This window comes from Lewinella sp. IMCC34183 (assembly GCF_003390915.1).
Taxonomy (GTDB): Bacteria; Bacteroidota; Bacteroidia; order Chitinophagales; family Saprospiraceae; genus Neolewinella.
In genome coordinates this window covers 153,329-179,401 of record NZ_QMEM01000001.1, presented here as the reverse complement: position 1 = coordinate 179,401, position 26,073 = coordinate 153,329, and the positions used below count along the sequence as shown (strand labels likewise).

The 26,073-nt window shown below is 63.4% G+C and carries 21 protein-coding genes; 14 read left to right on the top strand and 7 right to left on the bottom strand.

The annotated features are described in order from the left end of the window. Positions 1-12: 12 nt before the first annotated feature. A complete protein-coding gene (locus DQG19_RS00755) occupies positions 13-1,551 on the top strand; it encodes an acyl-CoA carboxylase subunit beta (protein ID WP_116124325.1) in 1,539 nt (512 codons plus the stop codon). On the opposite strand, the gene DQG19_RS00750 is transcribed toward DQG19_RS00755, so the two are convergent. Then, on the bottom strand, positions 1,552-1,803 hold the full coding sequence (locus tag DQG19_RS00750; RefSeq protein ID WP_116124324.1) for a hypothetical protein: 252 nt from the start codon (positions 1,801-1,803) through the stop codon (positions 1,552-1,554). It abuts the gene before it with no gap. Positions 1,804-1,835: 32 nt separating this feature from the next. Continuing rightward, positions 1,836-3,113 carry a PQQ-dependent sugar dehydrogenase gene (locus tag DQG19_RS00745; protein WP_116124323.1) on the bottom strand — a complete coding sequence of 426 codons (1,278 nt, stop codon included), beginning with the start codon at positions 3,111-3,113 and terminating at the stop codon, positions 1,836-1,838. Positions 3,114-3,500: 387 nt separating this feature from the next. On the opposite strand from DQG19_RS00745, the gene DQG19_RS00740 reads away from it, so the two are divergent. The 3 genes from DQG19_RS00740 to DQG19_RS00730 all read left to right on the top strand — a co-directional run bounded on the left by DQG19_RS00740 (position 3,501) and on the right by DQG19_RS00730 (position 7,800). Beyond that, positions 3,501-4,376 carry a M57 family metalloprotease gene (locus DQG19_RS00740; protein WP_116124322.1) on the top strand — a complete coding sequence of 292 codons (876 nt, stop codon included), beginning with the start codon at positions 3,501-3,503 and terminating at the stop codon, positions 4,374-4,376. Positions 4,377-4,630: 254 nt separating this feature from the next. Next, positions 4,631-7,189: an alpha-glucan family phosphorylase gene (glgP, locus tag DQG19_RS00735; protein WP_116124321.1), complete on the top strand. Its 2,559-nt coding sequence runs from the start codon at positions 4,631-4,633 to the stop codon at positions 7,187-7,189. Positions 7,190-7,197: 8 nt separating this feature from the next. Then, on the top strand, positions 7,198-7,800 hold the full coding sequence (locus DQG19_RS00730) for a tRNA-(ms[2]io[6]A)-hydroxylase (RefSeq protein ID WP_116124320.1): 603 nt from the start codon (positions 7,198-7,200) through the stop codon (positions 7,798-7,800). 1 nt (position 7,801) lies between these two features. Here DQG19_RS00730 and DQG19_RS00725 read toward each other — a convergent pair whose 3' ends face one another. The 3 genes from DQG19_RS00725 to DQG19_RS00715 are packed head-to-tail and all read right to left on the bottom strand — an operon-like array spanning position 7,802 to position 11,630. Next, on the bottom strand, positions 7,802-8,701 hold the full coding sequence (locus DQG19_RS00725) for an MBL fold metallo-hydrolase (RefSeq protein ID WP_116124319.1): 900 nt from the start codon (positions 8,699-8,701) through the stop codon (positions 7,802-7,804). Positions 8,702-8,725: 24 nt separating this feature from the next. Then, positions 8,726-9,346 (bottom strand): dTMP kinase, encoded by a 621-nt coding sequence (gene tmk, locus DQG19_RS00720; RefSeq protein ID WP_116124318.1) that lies wholly within the window; start codon positions 9,344-9,346, stop codon positions 8,726-8,728. A 1-nt stretch (position 9,347) separates the two neighbouring features. After that, complete coding sequence (locus tag DQG19_RS00715; protein ID WP_116124317.1) at positions 9,348-11,630, bottom strand: SDR family NAD(P)-dependent oxidoreductase; 2,283 nt, start codon at positions 11,628-11,630, stop codon at positions 9,348-9,350. Positions 11,631-11,759: 129 nt separating this feature from the next. Between DQG19_RS00715 and DQG19_RS00710 the strand changes: the two genes are divergently transcribed. Beyond that, positions 11,760-13,412: a S41 family peptidase gene (locus DQG19_RS00710; protein WP_116124316.1), complete on the top strand. Its 1,653-nt coding sequence runs from the start codon at positions 11,760-11,762 to the stop codon at positions 13,410-13,412. A gap of 19 nt (positions 13,413-13,431) precedes the next feature. Here the strand turns inward: DQG19_RS00710 and DQG19_RS00705 are convergent, their stop codons facing one another. Then, entirely contained in the window at positions 13,432-14,130 is a 699-nt protein-coding gene (locus DQG19_RS00705; protein WP_116124315.1) for an RluA family pseudouridine synthase, read from the bottom strand. Between the two features lie 82 nt (positions 14,131-14,212). On the opposite strand from DQG19_RS00705, the gene DQG19_RS00700 reads away from it, so the two are divergent. The 9 genes from DQG19_RS00700 to galK all read left to right on the top strand — a co-directional run bounded on the left by DQG19_RS00700 (position 14,213) and on the right by galK (position 24,935). Beyond that, a complete protein-coding gene (locus tag DQG19_RS00700) occupies positions 14,213-15,058 on the top strand; it encodes a 1,4-dihydroxy-6-naphthoate synthase (RefSeq protein ID WP_232826406.1) in 846 nt (281 codons plus the stop codon). A 45-nt stretch (positions 15,059-15,103) separates the two neighbouring features. Then, entirely contained in the window at positions 15,104-16,177 is a 1,074-nt protein-coding gene (fbaA, locus tag DQG19_RS00695) for a class II fructose-bisphosphate aldolase (protein WP_116124314.1), read from the top strand. Positions 16,178-16,213: 36 nt separating this feature from the next. Next, the gene (locus DQG19_RS00690; protein WP_116124313.1) at positions 16,214-17,380 is read left to right on the top strand and encodes a glycosyltransferase; all 1,167 of its coding nucleotides are present in this window, start codon (positions 16,214-16,216) and stop codon (positions 17,378-17,380) included. Next, the gene (gene ribB / locus DQG19_RS00685) at positions 17,334-18,509 is read left to right on the top strand and encodes a 3,4-dihydroxy-2-butanone-4-phosphate synthase (protein WP_116124312.1); all 1,176 of its coding nucleotides are present in this window, start codon (positions 17,334-17,336) and stop codon (positions 18,507-18,509) included. Before DQG19_RS00690 ends, ribB begins: the two co-directional genes overlap by 47 nt. A 176-nt stretch (positions 18,510-18,685) precedes the next feature. After that, positions 18,686-19,228, top strand: coding sequence for a cupin domain-containing protein (locus DQG19_RS00680; protein ID WP_116124311.1), 543 nt, complete (start codon positions 18,686-18,688; stop codon positions 19,226-19,228). 19 nt (positions 19,229-19,247) lie between these two features. After that, entirely contained in the window at positions 19,248-20,030 is a 783-nt protein-coding gene (locus tag DQG19_RS00675) for a DUF5602 domain-containing protein (protein ID WP_116124310.1), read from the top strand. A 53-nt stretch (positions 20,031-20,083) separates the two neighbouring features. Further along, on the top strand, positions 20,084-22,963 hold the full coding sequence (locus DQG19_RS00670; RefSeq protein ID WP_116124309.1) for an ATP-binding protein: 2,880 nt from the start codon (positions 20,084-20,086) through the stop codon (positions 22,961-22,963). Between the two features lie 80 nt (positions 22,964-23,043). After that, positions 23,044-23,769 carry a YebC/PmpR family DNA-binding transcriptional regulator gene (locus tag DQG19_RS00665; protein ID WP_116124308.1) on the top strand — a complete coding sequence of 242 codons (726 nt, stop codon included), beginning with the start codon at positions 23,044-23,046 and terminating at the stop codon, positions 23,767-23,769. After that, the gene (gene galK, locus DQG19_RS00660; RefSeq protein ID WP_116124307.1) at positions 23,766-24,935 is read left to right on the top strand and encodes a galactokinase; all 1,170 of its coding nucleotides are present in this window, start codon (positions 23,766-23,768) and stop codon (positions 24,933-24,935) included. The genes DQG19_RS00665 and galK overlap by 4 nt, the downstream gene beginning before the upstream one ends. Here the strand turns inward: galK and DQG19_RS00655 are convergent. Then, positions 24,932-26,041 carry a peroxiredoxin family protein gene (locus DQG19_RS00655; protein WP_198661609.1) on the bottom strand — a complete coding sequence of 370 codons (1,110 nt, stop codon included), beginning with the start codon at positions 26,039-26,041 and terminating at the stop codon, positions 24,932-24,934. The two genes, galK and DQG19_RS00655, sit on opposite strands and share 4 nt — an antisense overlap. Positions 26,042-26,073 lie beyond the last annotated feature (32 nt).

The window sequence follows — 26,073 nt, the reverse complement described above, 5'->3', positions numbered from 1 at the left end:
TCTAGCCCCGCCATGACAAAATTCGAGATTCTACAGGATAAACTGGAGCAGGCCCGCGAGGGCGGCGGCGCCCACCGCGTCGACAAGCAGCACGAGAAAGGAAAGCTGACGGCCCGCGAACGCGTGCACCTGCTGCTCGACCCGGGCAGCTTCGAGGAGGTCGGCGCGCTGGTCACCCACCGCACCACCGACTTCGATATGCAGGACCAGGTGTTCTACGGCGACGGCGTGGTCACCGGCTACGGGACGATCACGGGCCGGCTGGTGTATGTTTTCGCCCAGGACTTCACAGTCTTCGGCGGTTCGCTCTCCGAAACCCACGCAGAGAAGATCTGCAAGCTGATGGACATGGCCGTAAAGACCGGTGCGCCCCTGATCGGGCTCAACGACAGCGGCGGGGCCCGCATCCAGGAGGGCGTACGCTCCCTGGGCGGCTACGCGGACATCTTTTACCGCAACGTCCAGGCCTCCGGGGTCATCCCGCAGCTGTCGGCCATCATGGGACCCTGTGCCGGCGGGGCCGTCTACTCTCCCGCCATGACGGACTTCACCATTATGGTGGAGCACACGAGCTACATGTTCGTCACCGGTCCCAACGTGGTTAAGACCGTAACGAATGAGGAGGTGACCAGCGAGGAACTAGGCGGAGCCTCTACTCACTCGACCAAGAGCGGCGTGACCCACCTGACCGCCGCCAACGACGTACTCTGCCTGAAGCAGCTACGTGCCCTGCTCAGCTACCTGCCCCAAAACTGCGAGGAGAAGCCCGCCGACCTGCCCTACACCCTGGGCACCGAGGTGCGGGAAGAACTACTCGGCATCGTGCCCGAGAATCCGAACCAGCCCTACGACATGCGTGAGGTGATCCGCGGGATCATCGATCCGGAAAGCTTCCTGGAGATCCACGATCGCTACGCCGAGAATATCGTGGTCGGTTTCGCCCGGCTGGCTGGCAAAAGCATCGGCATCATCGCCAACCAGCCGTACAGCCTGGCGGGCGTGCTCGACGTGGACAGCTCCAAAAAGGCCGCCCGCTTCACGCGGACCTGCGATTGCTTCAACGTGCCGCTGCTCGTGCTGGTCGACGTGCCCGGATTCCTGCCCGGCACCGACCAGGAGTGGAACGGCATCATCACCAACGGGGCCAAGCTGCTCTACGCCCTGAGTGAGGCGACGGTGCCGCGGGTGACCGTGATCACCCGCAAGGCCTACGGCGGCGCCTACGACGTCATGAACTCCAAACACATCGGGGCCGACTTCAACTTCGCCTGGCCCGGCGCGGAGATCGCCGTGATGGGTGCGAAGGGAGCCAGCGAGATCATCTTCCGCCGCGAGATCAAGAAGGCCGAAGATCCGGCGGCCAAACTGGCCGAGAAGGAAGCCGAGTACGGAGAGAAATTCGCCAACCCCTACCGGGCGGCTCAGCGGGGCTTCATCGACGAGGTCATCTACCCGCAGGACACCCGCAGGAAGCTGATCCGCGCCTTCGCCAGCCTAGAGGGGAAAGTCACCGTGCTCCCTAAAAAGAAGCACGGTAACATTCCGCTCTAGTTACTTCCGAAGGCGGCTGCCGATGATGCCCAGGTCAAGCAGGACGGCGATAATCATGCCGACGGTCTGCGCGCTCTCGAAGTAGGTTTCTGAAATGCCGTACCACAGGGTGGTCAGCGGCAGGAAGAAGAAGCCGAGCAGCGGAAGGATGAAGCCGTCGAACGCCCGGGCGAACCAGCCGGTGAGGAAGTATAGCAGGACGATGACGAGGCGGGGGAAAAAGAATCCCAGCAGAAGAATCAGTAGTGGCATGGCGAGGGTGCTACGTGATAAATAGTGCGAGCTTACTTGGCGGTGGCGACGCGCCACAAGATTCCGGCGTCGTCGTCCGCTACGATCAGACTTCCGTCGGGCAGTACGGTTACGCCCACGGGGCGTCCCCAAACCTTACCGCTGGAAGCGTCGGCGATGAAGCCGGTAAGGAAATCCTCCGGTGGTTGCGGCGCTCCGTCGGCATCAAAGGGCACGAAGACCACCTTGTAACCGGAAAACTCCGAGCGGTTCCAGCTGCCGTGCTGCCCCACGAAGGCACCGTTGCGGTAGCGGGCGGGGAACTGATCGGCGGTATAGAAGACCAGGCCGAGGGAGGCCGTGTGCGGGCCGAGGGGTACGTCGGGAACGACGGCGGCGTCCACCAGCGACTGGTGGGGATCGTCGGCCCAGCGCGGGTCGTTGATCTGCCCGTAGTAGCTGTAGGGCCAGCCGTAGAAGGCACCCGGCTGCACGCTGGTCAGGTAGTCGGGGACGAGGCCGTCGCCGAGCTTGTCGCGCTCGTTGACCGCGGTCCAGAGCGCACCGGTGACGGGGTTCCAGTCCATGCCGACGGGGTTGCGGAGGCCGGTGGCGTATTCCCGCATGTCGCTGCCGTCGGGGTTGATCTCCAGGATGGTGGCGCGGTTGGTCTCGTTCTCCATGCCGTTCTCGCCGACGTTACTGCCGGAACCGACGGAAACGTAGACTTTGTCGCCGTCGGGAGCGGCGAGAAGGTTGCGGGTCCAGTGGTTGTTGTATCCCTGGGGTGGGGTCTTGAGGATTTGCTCGCCGGCGGACGCATCGAGGGTGGCCTGGCCGGTTTCGTAGGGATAGCGCCAGGTGGCGTCGGTGTTGGCGACGTAGAAGTAGCCGTCGAGGACGAGCATGCCGAAGGGCTGGTTGAGGTCGGTCGCGAAGACCTCGCGCTTGTCGGCGGTGCCGTCGCCGTTGGTATCGGTCAGCCGCTGGATGCGGTTGGCGCTGTTGCGGGTGTTGGACTCCACCACGAAGATCTCCCCGGCGGGAGACACATAGACCGAGCGGGGGTGCTGCAGGTCGTCGGCGAAGCGATTGACGGTAAAGCCTTCGGGCGCCTGGGGTGTACGGTCGGCGGGCCAGTCGGTGATTTCGCTGAGCTTGACCGCGGACTCGGTGGTATAGGGGCTCGGCAGTTCGAGGGGTCCGACCGCGGTTTCCACGGTTACGGGCGGCTGGTCGCTCAGCTCGGCCTTTCTTTCGCTGCTGACCTGCGAAACGCAGGAGGAGGTGGCCGCGATCAGGGCGGCGGCCAGGAGAAACGTAGTTTTCATATCTATGGAACCTCGTTACCCGGGTAGGTGGTTCGCCGGGCGGCGGGGTGCAATAAAGGTCAAAGCGACAATCTTTAAATTGGCTTATAGCCCTTTTTACCATATGTATCTGGTAAAAATACCAGGTAGTTGTCTGATACTAATTGTTAGGACAAAAGTTGTCCAAATATTTGGTAAAGCAAGATGCGGTAGTAACTTGCGATCACCTAAACCTTTTACACCCCCATTACCGCGCCTCTACCTCAGTCCTGACCTAACCGGCGCGACGCTTTCCGTCATTTTCTGTCTGCTTTTCACTTTCGGCCCCGAACGGGGTGTGCCCAGGAAGCTTCCTTCCGACCGGGTATGCCGTGTCCGTGCCGGACTAACCCATACTTAATCTAACCTATGAAACCTGTATTACCCTTTCTTTCTCTCGTATTGGCCATCGGCCTGACCTCCTGCTCCGAAGACGGCCCGCTGGCTTCCGAAGCACTCACCCCCTCCACTTCCTTCCTGGTCGACCAGGATGAGGACGGCCACGTGGCCGTAGCCGACCTGGGGCTGGCGGGGCCCATCGTGGATCACCTGCAGGGCCACTCGGCCAAATACGCCGATGCGGAGATGGTGACCAAATCCTTCCCCGACGGGACCACCGAGACGATGTATCTCGTCGACGACGACATCGCCCTCACCAAAGACCAGCTCCGCGAGCTGCGCGCCATGGATGCCGCGCTCGAAAAGCAGTACCGGACCAACAACCTGGTCAGCGACAACAGCATCAGCGTGATCGGCTACACCGGCAGCGGCTACGCCCTCACCAGCACCATGCGCACCGCCCTGCAGTGGGCCGTAGACAACTACAACGCCCTCAACACCAGCAGGCGCTTCACCCTGACCTTCGGCGCCAGCACCTCGGCCGACATCGTGGTCTTCCGCAACGTGAGCAACAACGGAGCCGGTGGCGTGGCGGGCTTCCCCAGCGGCGGACAGCCCTACAAGTGGGTGGAGATCTACAACGGCATGAGCAACTACGACACGAATACCAACGAGCACGTCATCACCCATGAGATCGGCCACGCCATGGGCCTGCGGCACACCGACTGGTTCAGCCGGGAATCGTGCGGACAGTCGGGCGAGTCGGCCGGTTCGGACGGTGCCATTCGCATCCCCGGAACCCCGAGCGGATTTGACCCCAATTCCGTGATGCTCTCCTGCTTCAGCAGCGGTGAGGACGGCGAATTCGGCTACTACGACCGGGTAGCGCTCGAGTACCTTTACTGATCGTAAAATAAGCCGGTAACGGGCCCGTTTCCCTATACAGGGGGACGGGCCCGTTTTGTTATTACCATAATTATGTCGCATTTTTGGGGCCGCCGCGCCCAGGTTTCCGGTTTGCCTTAGGCGTCCGGGCCCCTCCGCGGGGTCACCGAGACGTGCTTCCACTCCGAAACCGCTCCTCACTACCCTCCGTCGGCAACCGCCGCACCTGCGTCCCCGCAACCCGTGCGCGCCCTCTTTACAAACCGCAATATCATATGACTATCACCTCCACGAGCACCCAGATGAAGCTCAAGCGCATCTTCATTCAGAACCAGCTGCCCGAAGTTCTCACTCCCCTGCACCGCATGAGCCACAATATTTTGTGGTCCTGGATGCCCCAGGTTTCGGAGGTCTTCATGAGCATCGACCCGCAGGAATTTGTCGAGTTGAATTACAACCCCGTCGCCCTGCTGGAGCAGCTTTCCCCGGCCCGCCTCAGGGAACTGGCCAACGACAAGGACTTTATCAAGCGGGTCAACGCCGCCGAACAGGCCTTCGACGCCTACCTCGCGGAGCCCCGGAAGGAGGGCCTGCCCCGGATCGCCTACTTCAGTATGGAGTACGGCCTGCACATCAGCCTCAAGCTGTACAGCGGCGGACTGGGCGTACTGGCCGGTGACTACCTGAAGGAAGCGAGTGACAGCAACGTCGACCTCTTCGGCGTCGGCCTGCTCTACCGCTACGGCTACTTCAACCAGGGGCTGAGCCTCAACGGCGACCAGATCCACCACTACCCCGCCCAGAAATTCACCCAGCTGCCCGTGGAGCCGGTCCGCCGCGACGACGGCAACTGGCTCAAGATCTCGGTCGGCATCCAGGGCCGCATCGTACAGGCCAAGGTGTGGAGCCTGGCCATCGGCCGCATCAAGCTCTACCTGCTGGATACGGATCACGAGGACAACGCCCCCGAAGACCGCGCCCTCACCCACCAGCTCTACGGCGGCGACAACGAGCACCGCCTGAAGCAGGAGATCCTGCTGGGCATCGGCGGCGTGCGCGCCATCGAAGAGATGGGCCTCAATCCGGACATCTACCACCTCAACGAGGGCCACGCCGGCTTCCTCTCGCTGGAACGCCTCAAGAACTACGTGGCCGGCGGACTCGACTTCCCCGAAGCGCGGGAAATAGTACGGGCCTCCAGTCTCTATACCACCCACACGCCGGTACCCGCAGGGCACGACCACTTCCCCGAGTACCTGATGCGTAACTACCTATACAACTACGCCGACGAGCTCGGCATCGACTGGCAGGAGTTCATGGCCCTGGGCCGGTTCAACGCCAACGACGAGCACGAGGACTTCAACATGTCCAAGCTCAGCATCCGGCTGTCGCAGCGCGTCAACGGCGTGTCCAAGCTGCACGGGCAGGTAAGCCAGGAGATGTTCACCAACCTCTACCCCGGCTATACCGCCGAGGAGGTACACATCGGCTACGTCACCAACTCGGTCCACTACCCTACCTGGATCGCCGACAGCATCCACGAACTCTTCTCGACCAAGTTCGGCAAGGACTGGGTGCGCGACCAGAGCAATAAGGACATCTGGCGCAACGTCCACAAGATCGACGACGAGAAGCTCTTCACCACCCGTCACGCGCTGAAGGTGCGCCTGATCAACTACGTGAAGCAAAAGCTGGAGCACGATATGCGGCGGCGCGGCGAAAGCCCCCGGACCACCTTCGACATCCTCAGCAAGATCAACGACAAGGCGCTGGTGCTCGGCTTCGCCCGCCGCTTCGCCACCTACAAGCGCGCCACGCTGCTGTTCACCAACCGCGACCGCCTGCGCGAGCTGGTCAACCGCAAGGACCAGCCCGTCATCTTCCTCTTCGCCGGCAAGGCCCACCCGGCCGACCAGGGTGGACAGGACCTGATCCGGCAGATCGTCCAGATCAGCAAGGAGCCCGACTTCGCCGGCAAAATCATCTTCCTGGAGGACTACAACATGGAGATGGCCAAGCTGCTGACCCAGGGCGTCGACATCTGGCTGAACACCCCGACCCGTCCGCTGGAAGCCTCCGGCACCTCGGGCATGAAGGCCGCACTCAACGGATCGGTCAACTTCTCCGTCCTCGACGGCTGGTGGGCCGAGGGCTACCGCCCCGATGCCGGCTGGGCCTTGCCGCTGGAACGCACCTACGACGACCAGCACCTGCAGAACGAGCTCGACGCCGAAACGATGTACCGCATCCTGGAGGAGGAGATCATTCCGATCTACTACAAGCGCGACGAGCGCGGCATCAGCACCGAGTGGATGAGCTACGTCAAGCAGATCATCGCCGAGGTCGCGCCGACCTTCACGATGAAGCGGATGATGGACGATTACTACGAACGCTTCTACCTGCCCCTGGCCAAAAGCGCCGCCGCCGTACGCAAGGACGACATGAAGCCCGGCAAGGAGTACGCCGCCTGGAAGGAGGCGACCGCCGAGAAGTGGGACGGTATCGAGACCATCGAGAATAATAGCTACGATACCGTCAACCACGCCCTGCCCGTCGGCGACACCTTCGCGGCCGAAGTGGTGGTCTCGACCAACGGCATCGACCCCGACCACCTCGTGCTCGAGGCTCTCTTCTACCAGCGCATCGACGAGGATAAGATCGTCCTGCGCCGGGCCGAGCCCTTCCAGCGGGTAGCCCAGACGGAGGGCACCGCCACCTTCACGGTGGAGATCGACCCCAGCCTGGCCGGCGTCTACGAGTACGGCTTCCGCCTGCGCCCCACCCACGACCTGATGCCCCACGCCCAGGACCTCAACCTGGTCTACTGGATCTAAGCCGACCCATGGAATCCGCCACCGTACAGATGCTGAACCTCCGCCTGCCCACCGACCCCCGGTGGGTGGACCTCGCGGAGATGGACCTCGGCGAGATCCTCACCGATCACGCCTACTGCGAGCAGAAAGCGGCAACCAGCTGCATCTCGCTCATCCAGGGTTACCCAGACCGGGAGGAACTGGTACGGGAGCTCGCGCCCATCGTCACCGAAGAGTGGGGGCACTTCCGTGCCGTGCTCGCCGAACTGGACCGGCGGGGACTCAAGCTGGGGCGGCAACGCAAGGACGAGTACGTCAACGCGCTCATGAATTTCTCACGGAAGGGCGGCGGTCGCGACGCCGCCCTTCTCGAGCGCCTGCTCATCTTCGCGCTGATCGAGGCGCGAAGCTGCGAACGCTTCCGCCTGATGAGCCTCTACGTGTCCGACGAGGACCTGCGCAAGTGGTACCACAAGTTCATGGTGGCTGAAGCCGGCCATTACGTGCTGTTCATCGAGTTGGCCCGCAAGTACTTCCCCCGGGAAGAAGTGGACGCCCGCTGGAAGGAGTACCTGGCCTTCGAAGCCGACCTGATGACAAAACTGGAGGTGCGGGGCGACCGCATGCACTAGCTTAGTTACCGGCGGCCCGCTCGTCGCGCACCCGCAGCCAGCGCAGCAGGCCGGTCACGCTCATGTACGGTGGGTTGGCGGCGAGGTAGGAGGCTATGTCCTGCTCCCCCACCCCGGCGGCCCGCAGCTCGTCGGTGTAGAATTTCTTGAAGAGCGGCTCGATCGTTGCCGCCTCCGATCCGTCGCGATAGTACGGTTCGATCCACGCTACGTAGCGCGTCAGTCGCTGGCCCAGCGCATCGAGGTGGGCCGTCGTATCGGTAATACGGCCGTAGTGAGTGAGGAAAAACGCCTCGGCGTCGAGCGAGCGCAGCCGGTCGATGGATTCTCGCCACGCTTCCGCGTCGATATCGGGAGGCGGGCAGGGCGGCACTACCGGACCGCCGTGAATACGGCACCCGCCGACGTCTCCGGTGAAGACCACGTTGTCCAGTTGCCAGGCGATGTGGTGACTGGCGTGTCCGGGCGTATGGTGGGCGGTCCACTTCCGGCCGCCGATCTCCAGGGGTTCCCGGTCGCCGACCGCCGCGATCCGCTCCGGGTCGATCCCTTCCATTTTCCCCCAGAGTTTTTCCATCCGGTCGCCGTAGATCTGCCGGGCCGAATCGTACAGTCGCTCCGGGTCGATCATGTGGCGAAGCCCGCGGGGATGTACGTATACTTGGGTACCCTGCCGGGCCCACCACCACGCGGCGCCGGCGTGATCGAAGTGAATATGGGTAAGCAGTAGCGTGTGTACCCGTGCCGGGTCGATGTTCTCGGCCTTGAGCGCCGCCAGCAACTTATCGTGGGTACTGAACGGCCCGCACTCTACCAGGGTATACCCGTCGGCATCGGCGATAGCAAATGAGGCGATCGAGGACGGACTACCGAGGAAGTGAAGGTCAAGTGTGGTTACCATAAAAAGAAAATGTTAAATGAGTAATCAGGCGACCTCTTCTACTGCGCGAATGATTGCCTCGCCCACGTCTTCGACCGAAGCGGTGGCATCGACGGACACGATGTTCTCCCCCTCCCCGAAGTAGTGAAAGGCCTGCAGAAAGCTCTCCCGGGCATGGGTAAGTTTCTCCAGGGTCTCGTACAGTTCGTCGTTACCCGGCCGCCTGGCGATTCGCTCCATGCTCACTTCGGGGGGCAGGTCGAGGAAGAGGGTCAGGTCCGCGGGCAGGCTACGCTTCGCTTCCCGGTTCAGTGCGGCGATCCAGCCGGGATCGACGAACTCACTCTGGTAGGCCAGGCTACTGAAGTAGTAGCGGCTGGCGATGACGTGGTGACCGGCGGCCAGCTGTGCCAGGATACCGCTGTCGGGATGAAAGATGTGCTCCACCCGGTCGGCCGCGAACAGGGCGGCCAGGGTACGCGGATCGACGGCATGCTCCTTCTGCAGGATGCTCCGGATCAGGCGCCCGGTGGGTAATTCGGTGGGCTCGGCGGTCAGGTGGCAGGACGCGCCGCGGGCCTGGAAATAATGGCGCAGCCGCTCGACCTGGGTGGTCTTGCCGCTGCCGTCCAGGCCTTCCACTACGATAAAGAGGGGACGTTCCATACTATTCTTCTTCGCGGGGTGCAAAGCGCTCCCGACCACTGCGGTCCACCACGGTGGAGCTGGCCTGCTGCGTGCCCTGCAGCACGACGTCCATAATATTAACGTGGGCCGGGCGGCTGATCATGTAGTGAATGGTTTCGGCAACGTCGGAGGAGCGTAGCGGCTGGAAGTCCTCGTAAATCCTGGCCCGTTCGCGGTCGCCGTCGAAGCGGACGACGGCAAACTCCGTCTCCTCCACGTGGGCCGGACAGATCTGCCCCACGCGGATGCCGTGCTGCACCAGGTCGAGCCGCATGGCGTAGGTCAGGGCATCCACGGCGTGCTTGGTGGCGCAATAGACGTTGCCGTTCGGGTACACCTCCTTGCCGGCGGTGCTGGCGACGTTGACGATGGTCCCCGTACCCCGGGCCACCATGCCGGGCGTGACCGCGCGGGTGACGTAGAGCAGGCCGCGCAGGTTGACGTCGATCATCTCGTCCCAGTGGTCGAGGTCGCCGGTGTGGATGGGGTCGAATCCCTTCGCCTTGCCGGCGTTGTTGAGCAGAATGTCAATGTTGCTCCACGCCTCGGGCAGGCCGGCGATGGCCTCCCCTACCCGCTCGCGGTCGGCTACGTCCAGCGTCAGCAGATGCGTTTCGGTGCCGTGGGCGTCCCGGAGTTCTTCGGCCAGCTGCTCCAGGCGTTCGGTGCGGCGGGCGGCGATGATGAGGCGGTAGCCGTCCGGGGCGAGCCGGCGGGCGGTGGCCAGGCCGATACCGCTGGTGGCGCCGGTCAACAGTACGGTTTTGCCCTCGCCGGGGCGGGGCGGGGCCGCGGGTGCGGGGTCGGTACGGGCCGCCAGCATGGCCTCGAGGTCGGCGATATTCTGCTTCAGGGCGACCAGGGCATCGCCGGTCGCCGTGCCGGTTGTCGTGGGCGGCGGCGAGGAGGCTGCCATGGCACCACTCGCCGGGGTCACCCGGCCCAGAAAGGCGCGGCGGTTGGCCGGCGTGTCGTATTCCGGTTCGAGTTCCGCGGCGCGGAGGAAGTGCTTGCGCGCTTCGCCGTTCTCGCCGCGGTCGAACTGGCTCACGGCCAGCCGGTAATGGGCGGGCGCGTGGTCCGGATCGCGGTGGACGGCCCGGTAGAGCATGCTGATGGCTTTTTCTTCCCGCTGCAGGGGCCCGGCGAGCAGTTCCGCGTAGCGGTAGAGGACCTGGGCCGTGGCATCCTCTTGCTTACAGGCGACGCGCAGGTAGGCCGCCGCCTCCGCGGATTCGGCAGGGAAGCGCTCGGCCAGCAGCAAGCCCAGCCGCTGGTTGAGCTCGGGGTAGTCGGCCTGGACGTCGTAGAGCCGTTCCCAGTCGTCGCGCGCCTCCTGGTAGCGCTGTTCGGCCAGGTACAGTTCTCCGCTCAGGAAGAGGGCTTCCGGATAGTGCGGGTCGTTGTCGAGGAGGGAGTCGATCTCCAGCCGGGCCGCCGGCAGCCGGTCGGCGGCCAGGGCCAGCATCAGGGCGTACTGGTAGTGTAGTTCCAGCTCTTCCGGCTGGTGTTCCAGGCTGTGGTGCAGCAGCTCCAGCGCGGCGGGGGTCTTGCCGGCGTCGGACATCTCCCAGGCCTGGGCGATCCAGTCGCGGACGTGCTGCTGTAGCGGCTCTTCGGTAAGAGTTTCTTGCATGGTTTCGGTTGGTTCGGGTTCGAAAGGCTCCGCACCTGCGTCCCCGCCTGGGTCCGGGAGGCTCGTGCCGGCGAAGCGGTACAGGGGGGCGTAGGCGTCCCCGCGCAGGTCGGCATCCGTCACCGGCTGGCGGGTGAGGATGCGTTCGAGGACTTCCTCGACCCCGATGCTGGTTTCGCGGATCTTGCCCAGGTAGTTGCGGAAGGCGTGCTGGCCCACCGCATCGGGGTAGTCGCTGCCGCCCCGGCGCAGCTCGATGTAGCGGTCCTGCCAGTGGCTCACGTAGCGGGTGATGTCGGAGCGGTCGTGCAGGGTGGTGTGTACCGTGATCACCTCCCCTTCCTCGGGCCCGGGCCGGTGGGCGTCGATGATCACCGGCAATACGCGGCGGTCGGCCGGCAGCAGGTCGACGCCGTGCAGCATCGCGTTGGGGTTGGTAAGCAGGCTGTCGCTGACCAGCAGCACTACCGGCAGGCGGTTCTTGCGGAGCAGGTCGGCCAGCAGCTCGCCGTCGTTGGCACGGCCTACGGCGTAGTGCTCAAATTCCACGGCGGGGGCCACGGCGGCCGCGATACGCTGGGCGGCGGACAGGTCTTCGTGGGTATAGGCTAGGGCCAGCAGGGGCATAGGCAGGAGGCGGGTGGGCGGCAAAATAGGAAAAACGGGCCGGTCGGGGCGGCGTCGGCCACCCGCGAAACATCAACAATTCGTGCTACCCTAAAACTAATATTTACCTTTGCCCCTTCACTTGAGCATATGCAGAACGAGAGCAGAACCATCTGGACGCCCCTGACCTATAGCCTGCTACTCGGCGTAGGCCTGCTGACCGGCTACCTGCTCGCCAACGACGCCCCGCTGCTTTCCATCGGCCGCGGCAGTACCGGCGGCGAAGGGAGCGGACGCGTCGAACAGCTGATGGGCTACATCGAGGCCCGCTACGTCGATGCCCCGGATACCGAGGGGCTCTACGAAGCCGCCATCGAGGCCATCCTTAGCGAGCTCGACCCCCACTCGAGCTACATCCCCAAGGAGGAAATGCAGGCCCTCACCGAATCCATGGAGGGAAACTTCGAAGGCATCGGCATCGAGTACCTTGTCGTTGACGACACCATTACGGTGGTCAGCGCCCTGCCAGGCGGCCCCTCGGAGACGGCGGGACTACTGCCCGGCGACCAGGTGATCTACGTCGAGGACAGCCTGGTCACCCAGGTCGAGGAGCGCGGCATCGACCCCGCCAGCCTCATGCGCGGTCAGGGCGGCACCGACGTAAACGTGCGGATTCACCGCCCGGGGCAGGACGGGCTCATCAAGTTCGCCATCACCCGCGCCCCGATCCCCGTCTACAGCGTGGACGCCGCCTATACCATCGATCCGGAAACCGCCTACGTCAAGATCAACCGCTTCAGCCAGAACACCTACTCGGAGTTCATGAAGGCCCTCGAGGAGCACCTCGAGAAAGCCGGTGCCAAGAACCTCATCATCGATCTGCGCGGCAACCCCGGCGGCTACCTGCAGGAGGCCACCAAACTGCTCAGCGAGCTCTTCGTACAGCGGGGCGTCCTGCTCGTCTATACCGAAGGGCGCAACAGCAGCCGGCAGCCGTACCGCTCCAGCGGGCGCGCCCAGTACAACATCCAGAAGGTGGCCATTCTGGTAGACGGCGGCTCGGCCAGTGCCAGCGAGATCGTGGCCGGTGCCGTACAGGACCACGACCGCGGCATCATCGTCGGACGGCGAACCTTCGGCAAGGGGCTCGTCCAGGAGCAGTATCCGCTGGCGGACAGCTCCGCCCTGCGCCTCACCGTGGCGCGCTACTACACCCCCAGTGACCGCAGCATCCAGCGCAGCTACGAGGGCGATGAGGACTACCGCGGCGACCTCAACCGGCGCTTCGAAAGCGGCGAACTGACTGGCCGTACGGCCATCCAGGTCGACAGCTCGCTGGTGTACTACACCGACAACGGCTACCCGGTGTACGGTGGCGGCGGCATCACGCCGGACCATTTCGTGCCGATCGACAGCAGCCTCAACAACGAAAACTTCCTGCGCCTCCGGCAGCAGATCGTCCCCTACATGTTCACTTACGTACGCGCCCACCCCGCCGTGCAGGACTACGCCGACGCCACGGACCTGGTGCGTCGCTTCCGTCCTGATATGGAGGCCATCACGGAGGACCTGGCGGCACTGGCGCGGCGCGATTACCCCGACGTTAGTCCCGAGCTCCCGCGCCACCTGCGCGACGAGCTGCGGCGGCAGTTCGAGGCCCGGCTGGGCCGGCAACTGTTTGGCACCGCGGCCTACTATGAGGTGTACAACCGTGCCGACGAGACGGTGCAGGAGGCATTACGCCTGCTACAGAATTCCGATCCGCTGGCTGCGGCTCGCGACCGCCCGGCGGACATGGACTAGGGTTCCGTCCCCGCGCGATCTATTCGATGCCGCGGAACAGCTGCCACAACTGGTCGTTGCGCGGCGGCTCCGCCGTGATGAGCACTTGCTCTTTCTTTATGGGATGAAGGAACTCCAGGCTGCGGCTGTGCAGGTTGATGTTGCCGTCTTCGTTGGCCTGCCGGAAGCCGTACTTCAGGTCGCCGCGGATCGGGCTATTCAGTTGCTGCGCCAGCTGTACGCGGATCTGGTGGGGGCGGCCGGTTTCGGGAGTTACCTCCAGCAATACATTCGAGCCGACCCGGCCCAGCAGGCGGTAGTCGAGCACGGCCTTCTTGGCGCCCGGGTGGCGGTTGGAATTGGCCTTGGGCAGCACCTTGCTGATGTTCTTCTTGGCGTCCTTGTAAATGAAGCCTTCCAGTCGGCCTTCGATGGGGCTGGGCTGCTCGGAGACGATAGCCCAGTACTTCTTGGTCACCTTGCGTTCGCGGAAGAGCTCGGTCATGCGGGAAAGCCCCTTCGAGGTCCGCGCGAAGAGGATGACGCCGGACACCGGGCGATCGAGCCGGTGGATGGAACCGAGGAATACGTCTCCTGGCTTGTTGTAGCGCACCTTGATGTATTCCTTGACCAGGTCCATGACGGTCACGTCGCCGGTGGCGTCCCCCTGGCTGAGGTATCCCGCGGGCTTGTTAACGGCGATAAAGTGGTTGTCTTCGAATAGAACCTGGAGCTGCATGTAGGCGTCTGTTTTTTGGCCGGTGTGGCGAAGTAACGCCCACCGGGGGGTAACGTTAGCCCCGACGCAAAAATATCTTCCCGTGGAGAATCGCACCATCACGCTGGGTTTCAGTCCCTGCCCCAACGATACCTTCATCTTCGACGCCCTCGTCAACGGCCGGATCGATACCGAAGGACTCACCTTCGAGCCCCACCTCGCCGACGTGGAGGCCCTCAACCAACTGGCCTTCCGGCGCAAATTGAACGTCACCAAGCTCAGCTTCAACGCCTTCGGCCACCTGGCCGCCACCTACCGGCTGCTTAATGCGGGGAGTGCTCTCGGTCGGGGCGTCGGTCCGTTGTTGGTAAAAAAAGCAGGTAAGGAAAATTACGGAGGAGTAAAATATATCCCCCAATCGGTTGCCATCCCCGGCCACTTCACCACGGCGAATTATTTGCTTGACCTCGCTTACCCCGCCATTCCCCGCAAGGAGGAACTGGTGTTTAGCGAGATCGAGGGGGCGGTGCTCCGCGGGGAGGTCGAGGCCGGACTGCTGATCCACGAAAACCGCTTTACCTACGCCGAGCGGGGCCTCGAGAAAATCGCCGACCTGGGGGAATTCTGGGAAGACCGGACGGGGCTACCCATCCCCCTGGGAGGAATCGCGGTTTGCCGTTCGCTGTCGGTCGGGGTGCAGGAGAAGGTCGACCGGGTGCTCCGCCGATCCGTGCAGTACGCCTTCGACCATCCTGACGCCAGCGCGGACTACGTACGCAGTCACGCCCAGGAAATGGACCCCGAGGTCACCCGCCAGCACATCGACCTCTACGTCACCGACTACACCCTCGACCTGGGCGAGGAGGGGCGGGCCGCCGTGCGCCACTTCATCGACGACGGCCGGGCGCGGGCGATCATCCCGGCGGGCGACGATGACTACATTGTTTAAGTTTCCGTTTCTTTGTCGCCCACCCAATCAAAATCTACCCAACGTATGGCTAAGCAATCCTTCCGCGCGGGCGTCCTTCACGGCGATGAAGTGACCGAACTCTTTAACTACGCCCAGGCCAACCAGTTTGCCCTGCCGGCCGTCAACGTGACGAGTAGCAGCACGGTCAACGCGGTCCTGGAAACGGCGCGCGACGTCAATAGTCCCGTGATCATTCAGTTCAGCAACGGCGGCGCCCAGTTCTTTGCCGGCAAGGGATTGCCCAACGACAAGCAGCAGGCCTCCATCGCCGGCGGCCTCAGCGGCGCCATGCACGTACACACCATGGCCGAGGCCTACGGCGTGCCCGTCATTCTGCACACCGACCACTGCGCCAAGAAGCTCCTCCCCTGGATCGACGGCCTGCTCGACGCGGGCGAGAAATTCTACGCCAAGCGGGGATTTCCCCTCTACTCCAGCCACATGCTCGACCTCAGCGAAGAGCCGCTGGAGGAGAACCTCGAGATCAGCAAGAAGTACTTCGAGCGCATGGCCAAGATCGGCATGACGATCGAGATCGAGCTGGGCGTCACCGGCGGTGAGGAAGACGGCGTCGACAACACCGGCATCGACAGCAGCCGCCTATACACCCAGCCCGAGGAGGTCTACGAAAGCTACCAGGCCCTGAGCACGGTCAGCCCCCGCTTCACCATTGCCGCCGCCTTCGGCAACGTTCACGGCGTGTACAAGCCGGGCAACGTGTCGCTCACGCCCATCATCCTCAAGAACAGCCAGGAATATGTTAAGGAAAAGCTGAACGTGGAGGAAGATCCCATCCACTTCGTCTTCCACGGCGGCTCCGGCTCCAGCAAGGAGGAGATCCGCGAAGCCCTGAGCTACGGCGCCATCAAGATGAACATCGACACCGACCTCCAGTGGGCCTACTGGAAGGGGGTACGCGACTTCGACGCCCAACACCACGACTACCTCCAGGCCCAGATCGGCAACCCCGACGGCGATGAAAAGCCCAACAAAAAGTTCTACGATCCCCGCAACTGGCTCCGGAAGGCCGAGGATAGCTTCAAGGCCCGCCTGAAGGAAGCCTTCGAAGACCTTAATTGCATCGACCGGCTGGGCTAGTCCCCCGCCCCCTTCGCGGCTAGCTACCTTTACGGCGTGATCTTTTTCCTGTCGCTACTGCTGCTTTGTCTGCTGGGGGTGCTGCATACCTACCTCGTTTATCCTTTCGCGGTGCGCCGGGCGGCGGCGCGCAGGTGCGGTGATGCCCCGGTTCCCCGTCGGGCGGAGACAGAGTGGCCGCGGGTTACCGTAGTCATGGCGGTCCACAACGAAGCCACCGTGCTCCCGGAGAAGCTGGCGTCCCTGGCCTCCCAGGACTATGCCGGTGAGTTACGCTTCCTGTTCGGATCCGACCGCAGCTCCGACGGATCGGACGAGTTACTCGCGGCGTTCGCCGCCACCCGCGCCCCCGGCGATTGCCGGATCGTCCGCAACGACCGGCGCCGTGGAAAGCCGGCCACCATCAACCGGCTAGTGGCCGGCATGACCGCACCCACCGGCGTGCTGGTGCTTACCGACGCGAGCGTGCTGCTGCAACCCAATACCGTGACCGAGCTGGTACGGCCCCTGGTCGACGATCCGCGGGTCGGACTGTCGGACGCGCGGGTGGTGCATACGGGCACGGACAGCGGGGAGATCAGCCACCTGGAAGACCGCTACATCCGCGGGGAGGTGGCACTGAAGGAGGCGGAGACCTGCCTTTTCGGCCGCTTCGTGGGTCCGTTCGGGGGGTGCTGGGCTTTGCGGGCGGAGCTATACACGCCGGTGCCGGCCAATTACCTGGTCGATGATTTTTTCCTCTGCATGGCGGCCTACGCCCGCGGCTGGCGCGGCGTAAGCAGCCCGCGGGCCACCGTACGCGAGGGCGTGGGGCAGCTGCTGGCCGACGAGTTTCGCCGCAAGCGGCGGATTGGGGCGGGCAACTGGCAAAATCTGGTACACTTCCGCCGGCTGTGGTGGCCGCCGCTGCGCAACGGCTTTGCCTTCGCCTTCTTCAGCCACAAGGTACTGCGGTGGGTAACGCCCCACCTGCTGCTGCTCGGACTGGCTTGCGTGCTGGCGCTCGGGGTGTTAACGGGCAACTATTACGCTACCCTGGGGGTTGTGCTCCTGGTGGCCGTTCTCTGCACCTGCGTACCCGCCCTGCGCTACTTTGCGGCCATGAACGTAGCCCTGTTACTGGGCTGGATCGATTATGTAAACGGAATACGAACGAATGTCTGGCAACCTTCTCACCGACAGCCCCAGGATGGAGCAAACTGAAATACGCAAGCAGCTCAATACCATTGAGGAGGCCGTAGCCGACATCCGTGCCGGCAAGGTGGTGATCGTGGTCGACGACGAGGACCGGGAGAACGAAGGGGACTTCGTATGCGCGGCTGAGCGGGTCACGCCCGACATCATCACCTTCATGGCCACCCACGGCCGCGGACTGATCTGCACGCCGATCGAGGAGACGCTCGCCGACGAACTCGACCTGCCCCGCATGGTCAACACCAATACGGATATCCACGAGACGGCCTTCACGGTGAGCATCGACCTGATCGGCCACGGCTGTACCACCGGCATCAGCAGCTACGACCGGGCCACCTGCATGCGCCGCCTGACCGAGCGCAGTGCCCGCCCCTCCGACTTCGCCCGCCCGGGGCACGTGTTCCCCCTGCGCGCCGTGAATGGCGGGGTGCTCCGCCGGACTGGCCACACCGAGGCGGCCGTCGACCTGGCCCGCATGGCCAACCTGTTCCCCGCCGGCGTGGTGGTGGAAATCCTCAAGCCCGACGGCACCATGGCCCGGATGCCGGAATTGCTCGACCTGGCCAAGAAGCACGACCTGAAGATCGTCACCATCGAGGACCTGGTGGCCTACCGCCTCCGCACCGAACGGCTGGTGGAGTGCGAGTTCAGCATGGACCTGGAAACCCGGTACGGCCCCTTCCGCCTCCACGCCTACCGGCAAACCACGAACGAGGATGTCCACCTCGCCCTGACCCACGGGGAATGGCAACTGGACGAGCCCGTCCTGACGCGCGTACACAGCAGCACCAGCTCACGCGATCTATTGCACAGTCTGCTAAGTGGTTACAGTACAGGACTGCACGGACCACTCGAAAAGATCACGGAGGCGGGCAAGGGGATCCTGCTCTTCATGCGCCCCCATCAGGATGCCAACGACATCATTGCCGGACTCCGGCTGCTCAAGTCGCGCATGCAGGACGGCAAATCCGTTCAGCCCCCGGAACTGCGTAGCGAGGAGCAGCGTGACTTCGGAATCGGCGCACAGATCCTCCGCGACCTGCGCGTCAACAAGCTCCGCGTACTGAGTAACGCCCCGAAGCAGCGCGTGGGCCTGGAGGGGTACGGGCTCGAGATCGTGGAATTCGTGGGAATGTAGGCTGCCGCCGGTAGAACTATCGGCGCACCGCGTGCTACAAAGCGCGCATCAGATGTGGCATGCGTGAAATGTGGCAGCATCGGCCCGGATCGGGCGCGGTACGGGAGGCATGATGCCGCTACGTTTGGGTCATCGCCGGAAGCATAGTGCCCGGCTCCATCCAAACGCATTGCCTTATGAACCGCAAATCCTTTCTCCGCACCGGTCTGGCCGCTACCGCAGGCCTGGCCACCACTACCCTCTCCGCCGGCCACCGGCCGCTCCACCCCGAATCGGACGTTATCCTCCCCGCCAAGGTGGTAGCCTCCGGCAAGGGCGCCTTCCATAAGGTGCTCGGATCCGAGGTGACCCTCAAGCTGACGGGCGCGGACACTTACGGCTTCCTGACCATGCTCGAGGACCACAACGCGCCGGGCGTGGGCATTCCGCTGCACGTCCACACCCGGGAGGATGAGGTGTTCCGCGTCCTGGAGGGGCAGGTGGAATTCGTACTCGGCGAAGAAACGATGGTGCTGGGTGCGGGCGACGTTGCCTTTGCCCCGCGCAACATTCCCCACAGCTGGCGGGTGGTTGGTGACAAGCCGGCGCGCAGCATCATGCTGGCCAACCCCTCCGGCATCGAGTTCATGTTCGAGGAACTGGGCAAGCTGACCGGTGGCCCGCCCGACCTGAGCAAGGTGGCCGAGATCTGCGGCCGCTACGGAATCTCCTTTGTCTAATTCGCCTAGTCTACCCACTATGAAAACCTTTCTATCCGCCCGCTCCGCGTGGGCTACCCTACCCCTTATTCTCCTGGCCCTCTCCTTCGCGGCCTGCGAGGACGACGATTCCCTTACTCCCCAGTCCACCGTCCTGACGGGATCACCCCAATCCGTCGGCGACGGGGAAGCCTGGACCGAAGTGACGCTCGCCGCGGACGGTGAACCCAACGCGGTGTGGGTGGTGATGACGCCCGGCGCCCTGGAGAACCTGCCGACCGGACACGCCCACGCCCACGAATTCCTCCTGCCACTGCCCGCCGCCGCCGGGGTGCCGCCCTACGATCATGCTACTCTGGACTGGAACGAGCACGGCCACGCCCCGCCCGGGGTGTACGACGTCCCCCACTTCGACGTGCACTTCTACTTCATTTCACAGGCGGAGCGCGACTTCATCGGTCCCAATGACACGACCGAATTCAACGCACCGCTGCCGGCGGAGCAGCTGGCACCTATGTACCTGGAGACACCGGGCGGCGTGCCCCGCATGGGCGCCCACGTGATCGACCTGGAAAGTCCCGAGGTGAACGGTTCCGGCCCCTTCACGCACACCTTCATTTACGGCAAGTACGCCGGCGAGCTCAACTTCCTAGAGCCGATGGTGGCCGAAAGCTTCCTGCGGACGCAGCCCGACGTATCCGCGCCCCTGCGCCTGCCGCAAACCTTCGGCCGCCCCGGATACTTCCCCGCCAGCTACGCAGTGCACTACGATGCCGCCGCGAACGTGTACCGGGTAGGTTTGACCGACCTGACCCTGCAGTAGACCGCCCGGCCGCTCCGGACAGATGCTTATCTTAAGCCAGGCATTCGTACCCCATGTACCTCACCTTACCTCATCTGCCACGCTGGAGGTGGCTGCTTGCCGTACTGGTAAGTTGCGCCGTCCGGGCCCTGCCCGGACAGTCCGTCTACTATATCGACCCCGCGTACCCGGTACATCCACTCGGCGACCGCCTCGAGGTGGTCGCCGATGCGGGGCGGCAGCTCACCGTGGAGGATCTGCGCACCGACGGTACGCTGGATTGGAGCCCGCGGGCGGACTTTCCGGCCCTGCTCGATCCGGGCGAAGTCTACCACGCACGGTTGCGGTTGCGCAGAGCGGAGGACCTGGCCGGTTGGCAGCTGCACTGGGAGGATGGGCTGCACGAGGACATCGCGTGGATTCGCGGCAACGGACGCATCGACGTATGGGCGTTTGCCGAAAACCGCGAACTCTGGCACCGCGTCACGGGGGCGGACGTGGCCGACCGCGACCTGGAAGGGCCGCAGGTACTGGACCGGGTCCGGTTCGGCCTTCCACCGGATACCGTGACGACCGTCTACCTGACCGCAAGCGGCAACGGACTGGGAATAATGCCCAACCTGAACCTTAGTTTACGCGCCCCGGATTACCTGCACCACCAGCCCCTGTATCCCCGCGGCCCGATCTACAACGCGTTCAATTTCGGCCTCACGGCGATCATCTTTCTGTATCACCTCCTGCTCTTTGCCTTTCTCCGCGAACGGGTGTACGGATGGTTCTCGCTCTGGCTGCTACTCGGCGCGATCACCCAGGGCATGACCGTAGGCCTGGAACCCGCTGCTTGGCTGGGACTTACGGGGGGCCACGCACGCTTCACCGTGTGGCTGCTGATCCCCAACAGCATGCTGTTCGCCTTCTGGTTGTTTGGCCGGGCCTTTACCGATAGCGCCCGCCGGTTCCCCGTGCTGGACCGCTGGATGCTGGGCCTGCCCGTGGTGATGACCCTACAACTGGTGGTGGAAATCCTGTACGTGAATCTGTACGATCCCCCGATCATGCTTACGCGGTTTGGGTACCACTACCCGGGAATCCTGGTATATGCGCTCGTTGGCTGCGGCGTGGCGGTTGCGCTGATCACCCGCAGTGACGTCCTGGCGCGGGTCTTCGGGCTAGGGGCACTGCTGGGGTCGGCCTGCATTGCGATCGGTAGTCTGTGGGCGATGCGCTACGTACAGGTGCCGTTCGATCCCTTCGGTACCGCCATCCTGTTGCAGATCGTGGTGTATTCGGTGGGCATCGCCTACCGTCGCTACCTGCAACGGCAGGAGGTACGGGAGGCGGAGCTATCCGCCCTGCAGGACCGGAATGAAGTGGCGCGCATGCGCGACCTGGAGGAAGTGAAGAGCCGCTTTTTCGCCAACGTGAGTCATGAGTTCCGTACGCCGCTTTCGCTGATCGCCGGCCCGCTCGCGCTGGCCCGGGAGCGCGCCGGACGGACGGGTCAGGTGAGCCTGACGGAACAGGATCACGCCGTGATGCACGGCAGCATTGACCGCCTGAAGAAACTGGTGGAACAATTATTGGAACTCAGTAGCCTCGACAGCGGTCAGTTGTTTCTGAAGCTCCGCCGGGGCGGAATGGTGGCGTTTGTCCGGACGCTGGCCCTCTCCTTCTCAAGCCTGGCGGAGCAGGCCAACGTGAGCCTGGACAGCAGCTTTCCCGACGAGCGGCCCGACGCCTTCTACGATGCCGACAAACTGGAGACGATCCTCGTCAACCTAATCGCCAACGCGATCAAGTACGCACCGGATCGCGGCCGCGTCTCGGTGGTCATGCGTAATGAACCGGACCACGTGACGGTGGAAGTAACGGACGACGGCCCCGGGATCCCACCGGAGCAGCTCGAGCAAATCTTTGATCGCTTCTACCGGGTCGAGGGGACGGGCGTCGAAGGTTCGGGTATCGGTCTGGCCCTGACCAAGGAACTGGTCGAAGTCTATGGGGGCACCATCTCCGTACACAGCGCGCCGGGCCGCGGCACGACCTTCCGCCTCCGGCTGCCTACTTCGCTGGAAACGCCGCCGCGGGGTGTCATGGCCGATCCGGCGGAAGGGGACACCGGTTCCGTGGCGAAGACAGAACGTGATCCGGTGAAAGTAGCACCGGCTGCAACCGGTACGACCGATCCGGACGAGCAGGCGGCAACTGTATTAGTCGTCGAGGACAGTACCGAACTGCGGCAATTCATCGTATCCCTACTGCACCCGCGGTACCGCATACTACAGGCACCGGACGGAATGGCCGGCGAGCGCATGGCCCTCGAGCATGTGCCCGACGTGGTGATCAGTGACGTCATGATGCCGGGCAAGGACGGCTTCGCCCTCTGTAACGCGCTGAAGCGCAACCAGAAGACCAGCCACATACCCTTCTTACTGCTCACGGCAAAGGCGGACCAACAGTCTACCCTCGAGGGGCTGAACTTGGGCGCTGATGTTTACCTGCCCAAGCCGTTCGATCCGAAGGAGTTGCGCCTGCACGTCCGTAATCTGCTGGAGGCCCGGGAGCGCATTTGGGAGCATTTCCAGCGACTCGATCTGACGTTACTACCGGAGGTGGACGGCAGGTCGGTGGAGGACCAATTCCTGCAAGACGTTATCGGCACAATCAAGCGCCACCTTGGCGACGAAACGCTCTCGGTCGATACCCTGGCCCGCGAGGTCGGCTATAGCCGTTCTCAGCTGAGCCGCAAGCTCAAAGCACTGACCGGGAAAACCCCCAACCGGCTGATCACGGAAATGCGGCTTCACGAAGCCCGGCGGCTGCTGGAGAAGCGGACGGGTACGGTATCGGAGATCGCCTACCGGGTGGGCTATTCCAACCAAAGCTATTTCGCGAAAACCTTCCGCCAGCAGTTCGGCGAGCTCCCCAGTGAGGTGCTGGAGCAGTCGGGCTGAAGTCACCCCGCGCATTAGCGGCCGCCAACCTTGGGCGACTGGGTGAAGGGTGTATATTTGCCGAAAATCACCCTATTACCATGGGAAGAGCATTCGAATACCGCAAGGCCAGAAAGATGAAGCGCTGGGCCGGCATGGCCAAGGCCTTTACCAAAGTGGGCCGCGAGATCAATATTGCCATCAAGGAGGGTGGCCCCGACCCCGACTACAACCCCCGCCTGCGCCTGGCCATCGCCAACGCCAAGGCCGTAAATATGCCCAAGGCGAACGTAGACGCCGCGATCAAGCGCGCGACGGACAAGGACGCCACCAACTACGACGAGGTGACCTTTGAGGGCTACGGCCCCCACGGCATCGCGATTCTGGTGGAAGCGACCAGTGACAACAACAACCGCACCGTGGCCAACATTCGTCACGTGTTCTCGAAGTACGGCGGCAGCATGGGCGTGAATGGTTCCGTCGACTACATGTTTGAGCGGAAGGGGGAGTTTCGCGTCAAGCGCAAGGACCTGAAGGAAGACCTGGACGAGATGGAACTCGAACTGATCGACGCCGGCCTGGACAGCATCGAGCAGGATGAGGAAGAAATTACCTTCTACACGGCTTTCGAAGATTTCGGCAGCTTCCAGCAGGAGCTCGAAAAACGCAAGATCAACGTCGCTAACGCGGAACTGATCCGTGTGCCCAGCCACACCAAAGAACTCTCGGATACCGAGGCCGAGGCCGTCATTCGACTGATCGACATGCTCGAAGAGGACGATGACGTGGCCAACGTATTCCACACTATGGACGAAAGCGAAGAATGACCGGTCAGCTCCCCCAACACCTCCACGACTACCTGGCTTCACACAGCTTTCCCGCAGCGGCCGACTGGCCGTACCGCATCTGCTCTCCCGGTCGGGTCAACCTGATCGGTGAGCACGTCGATTACACCGGCGGACTGGTACTGCCGGCGGCCATCGATTACAGCATTTACTTTCTGGCCCGCCCCCTAGACGAGCCGGTCTGGAAACTTCACGCCGCGGACCTCGACGCCGCGGCCTCGGTCGCCCTGCCGCTGGACGGCCGGACCGGCGAATTGTGGGTCGACTACCTGGCCGGTGTGGGTACCCAGTTTCAGGACCAGGGCCATTTTCTGCCGGGTCTCGAAATCGTATTTGGCGGTGACCTGCCGCGGGGTTCGGGCCTGAGCAGTTCCGCCGCACTCGAGGGCGGGATGGCTTTCCTGCTGAATGAATTGCTCACCGCGGCACTCAGCCGTCCCGAACTGGCGGCGCTCTGCCAACGCTCCAGCAATACCTTTCTCGGGATTCCCTCGGGCGTTATGGATCAGTTTGCCAGCCTGAATGGCAGTGCCGACGGGCCCATCGTGCTGAACTGCGAAACCCTCACCAGCGAGCCGGTAAAGAACGAGATCCACGGCTACACCTGGCTCCTGGCCAACAGCAAAGTGACCCACGATCTTAGTGACGGTGCCTACGGGGAACGCGTTAAAGAATGTCAGCGGGCGCTTGAATATATCCAGCGGACGTACCCCCGCGTACTGCACCTGAGTGCCACCCTGCCGGACCAACTGCGACGGGTAATCGAAGAGATGGATGAGGTGGCCGCACTGCGCGCTACCTACGTGGTCGAGGAAAACACCCGGGTACGCCGGGCCGTCAACGCGCTGGAAGCGGGAAGCCCTACGGAAATGGGTGAGTTACTGAACCGCAGCCACGCCGGACTGCGCGATCAGTACGCGGTCACCTGCCCGGAGACCGACTTCCTGCAGGAGCGGTCTATCGCAAGCGACGGCGTTGCCGGGGCCCGGCAGATGGGTGGCGGATTCGGAGGATGCACGATCAACCTGGTGCGGGACGACGCGGTCGAGGCATTGAAGAATACGCTCACCGCGGCCTACCAGGAAGCGTACGGCCGCACGCCAGAATTCTATCCCGTACACATTACAGCGGGCACCCGCTTTATCTAGAGGATTTGCTGCAGCGCCCGCTCGATGGAGGCGGCGCCCCGCAGGCCGATCTCTACGATTTTACCTTCGCGGTCGATCAGGAAGGTGGCCGGAATGGCGCGTACGCCATACTTGGCGGAGGCGTCGCCGCTCCAGAAGCGTAACTCGCTACCATGGTTTTCCCAAACCAGACCGTCCTGCTCGATGGCTGCGGCCCATTTTTGCCGTTGGGTTTCCCGTGCCTCTTCCACTTGCTCGGGCGTGAGCCGGGCGGCCTGCGAATCGTCTACCCCATCGAGGCTGACACTAAAAATGGTGAAGCCCTGATCTTTGTACTTGTTGTATACCCTGACTACGTTGGGGTTCTCCTGGCGACACGGCCGGCACCAGGCCGCCCAAAAGTCCAGAAGTACCACTTGGCCCCGCAGATCGGAAAGGGACACCGTCTCGCCCTGGGGATTTTTCAGTTGCAGGTCGGGCGCGGGCTGCCCCGGCTGGATGAGCTCCTGGCTCTTCATGAACGCGAGCTGCTTCTCCAGTTCGCCAAGGTAGGCGGCGTAATTCTGGCGGTTTTGGTCACCCTCGGGCAGCCGCTGGATGGCCGCCCGGTGGAGGTCTACGCCGGCTTCGCCGGCCCGCTGTAAGGACATGAAGGTTACGTAGGCGGCGGTATAGGGGTTTTCCACTTCGCCGATCATCTCCTCGAATTCCTCGAGTCCCCCCAGTTCCTGGATTCGATCCATCACGCGTACCGTTTCGGCCGCGGTGGCCGAGCCGTCCACTTCGATGTCGTAGGCGCTCAGGCCGCTCAGGGGGCCGGTGAGGCTCACCGTGCCGTCGGCATCATCGAGTGCGAGGGTTGCCTTCTGCGCACCTACCCGGATCTGGTACAGTCCGTCCGGGAGGGGTTCGGCGAATGCGAAGGAGAAGTTGCCGTCAGCATCGATGGGAGCGCTGCGCAACATTTCTTTTTCCCCCGCAATCGTAATCCGATCCAGGTTGGCGGACAAGCCATTGGCCTGTTCAAGGTGGACGTTGATCACAGTACCGCCGCTATTTTCGGAGGAAGAGCAGCCCGACAGAATTGCACCGAGAAGAAGCAGCGGAAACAGTAGCGTACGCATCATCGAGGGGTTTGTAAGGGAAGGATTTTGCGCCG

Excerpts from the sequence above, each read along its gene's own strand:
- DQG19_RS00730 (WP_116124320.1), top strand. The coding sequence starts at position 7,198 with ATGGAATCCGCCACCGTACAGATGCTGAACCTCCGCCTGCCCACCGAC.
- DQG19_RS00665 (WP_116124308.1), top strand. The coding sequence starts at position 23,044 with ATGGGAAGAGCATTCGAATACCGCAAGGCCAGAAAGATGAAGCGCTGG.
- DQG19_RS00745 (WP_116124323.1), bottom strand. The coding sequence starts at position 3,113 with ATGAAAACTACGTTTCTCCTGGCCGCCGCCCTGATCGCGGCCACCTCC.
- DQG19_RS00675 (WP_116124310.1), top strand. The coding sequence starts at position 19,248 with ATGAAAACCTTTCTATCCGCCCGCTCCGCGTGGGCTACCCTACCCCTT.
- fbaA (WP_116124314.1), top strand. The coding sequence starts at position 15,104 with ATGGCTAAGCAATCCTTCCGCGCGGGCGTCCTTCACGGCGATGAAGTG.
- DQG19_RS00715 (WP_116124317.1), bottom strand. The coding sequence starts at position 11,630 with ATGCCCCTGCTGGCCCTAGCCTATACCCACGAAGACCTGTCCGCCGCC.
- ribB (WP_116124312.1), top strand. The coding sequence starts at position 17,334 with ATGTCTGGCAACCTTCTCACCGACAGCCCCAGGATGGAGCAAACTGAA.
- galK (WP_116124307.1), top strand. The coding sequence starts at position 23,766 with ATGACCGGTCAGCTCCCCCAACACCTCCACGACTACCTGGCTTCACAC.
- DQG19_RS00740 (WP_116124322.1), top strand. The coding sequence starts at position 3,501 with ATGAAACCTGTATTACCCTTTCTTTCTCTCGTATTGGCCATCGGCCTG.
- tmk (WP_116124318.1), bottom strand. The coding sequence starts at position 9,346 with ATGGAACGTCCCCTCTTTATCGTAGTGGAAGGCCTGGACGGCAGCGGC.
- DQG19_RS00750 (WP_116124324.1), bottom strand. The coding sequence starts at position 1,803 with ATGCCACTACTGATTCTTCTGCTGGGATTCTTTTTCCCCCGCCTCGTC.
- DQG19_RS00725 (WP_116124319.1), bottom strand. The coding sequence starts at position 8,701 with ATGGTAACCACACTTGACCTTCACTTCCTCGGTAGTCCGTCCTCGATC.
- DQG19_RS00655 (WP_198661609.1), bottom strand. The coding sequence starts at position 26,041 with ATGATGCGTACGCTACTGTTTCCGCTGCTTCTTCTCGGTGCAATTCTG.
- DQG19_RS00710 (WP_116124316.1), top strand. The coding sequence starts at position 11,760 with ATGCAGAACGAGAGCAGAACCATCTGGACGCCCCTGACCTATAGCCTG.
- DQG19_RS00705 (WP_116124315.1), bottom strand. The coding sequence starts at position 14,130 with ATGCAGCTCCAGGTTCTATTCGAAGACAACCACTTTATCGCCGTTAAC.
- glgP (WP_116124321.1), top strand. The coding sequence starts at position 4,631 with ATGACTATCACCTCCACGAGCACCCAGATGAAGCTCAAGCGCATCTTC.
- DQG19_RS00680 (WP_116124311.1), top strand. The coding sequence starts at position 18,686 with ATGAACCGCAAATCCTTTCTCCGCACCGGTCTGGCCGCTACCGCAGGC.
- DQG19_RS00670 (WP_116124309.1), top strand. The coding sequence starts at position 20,084 with ATGTACCTCACCTTACCTCATCTGCCACGCTGGAGGTGGCTGCTTGCC.
- DQG19_RS00755 (WP_116124325.1), top strand. The coding sequence starts at position 13 with ATGACAAAATTCGAGATTCTACAGGATAAACTGGAGCAGGCCCGCGAG.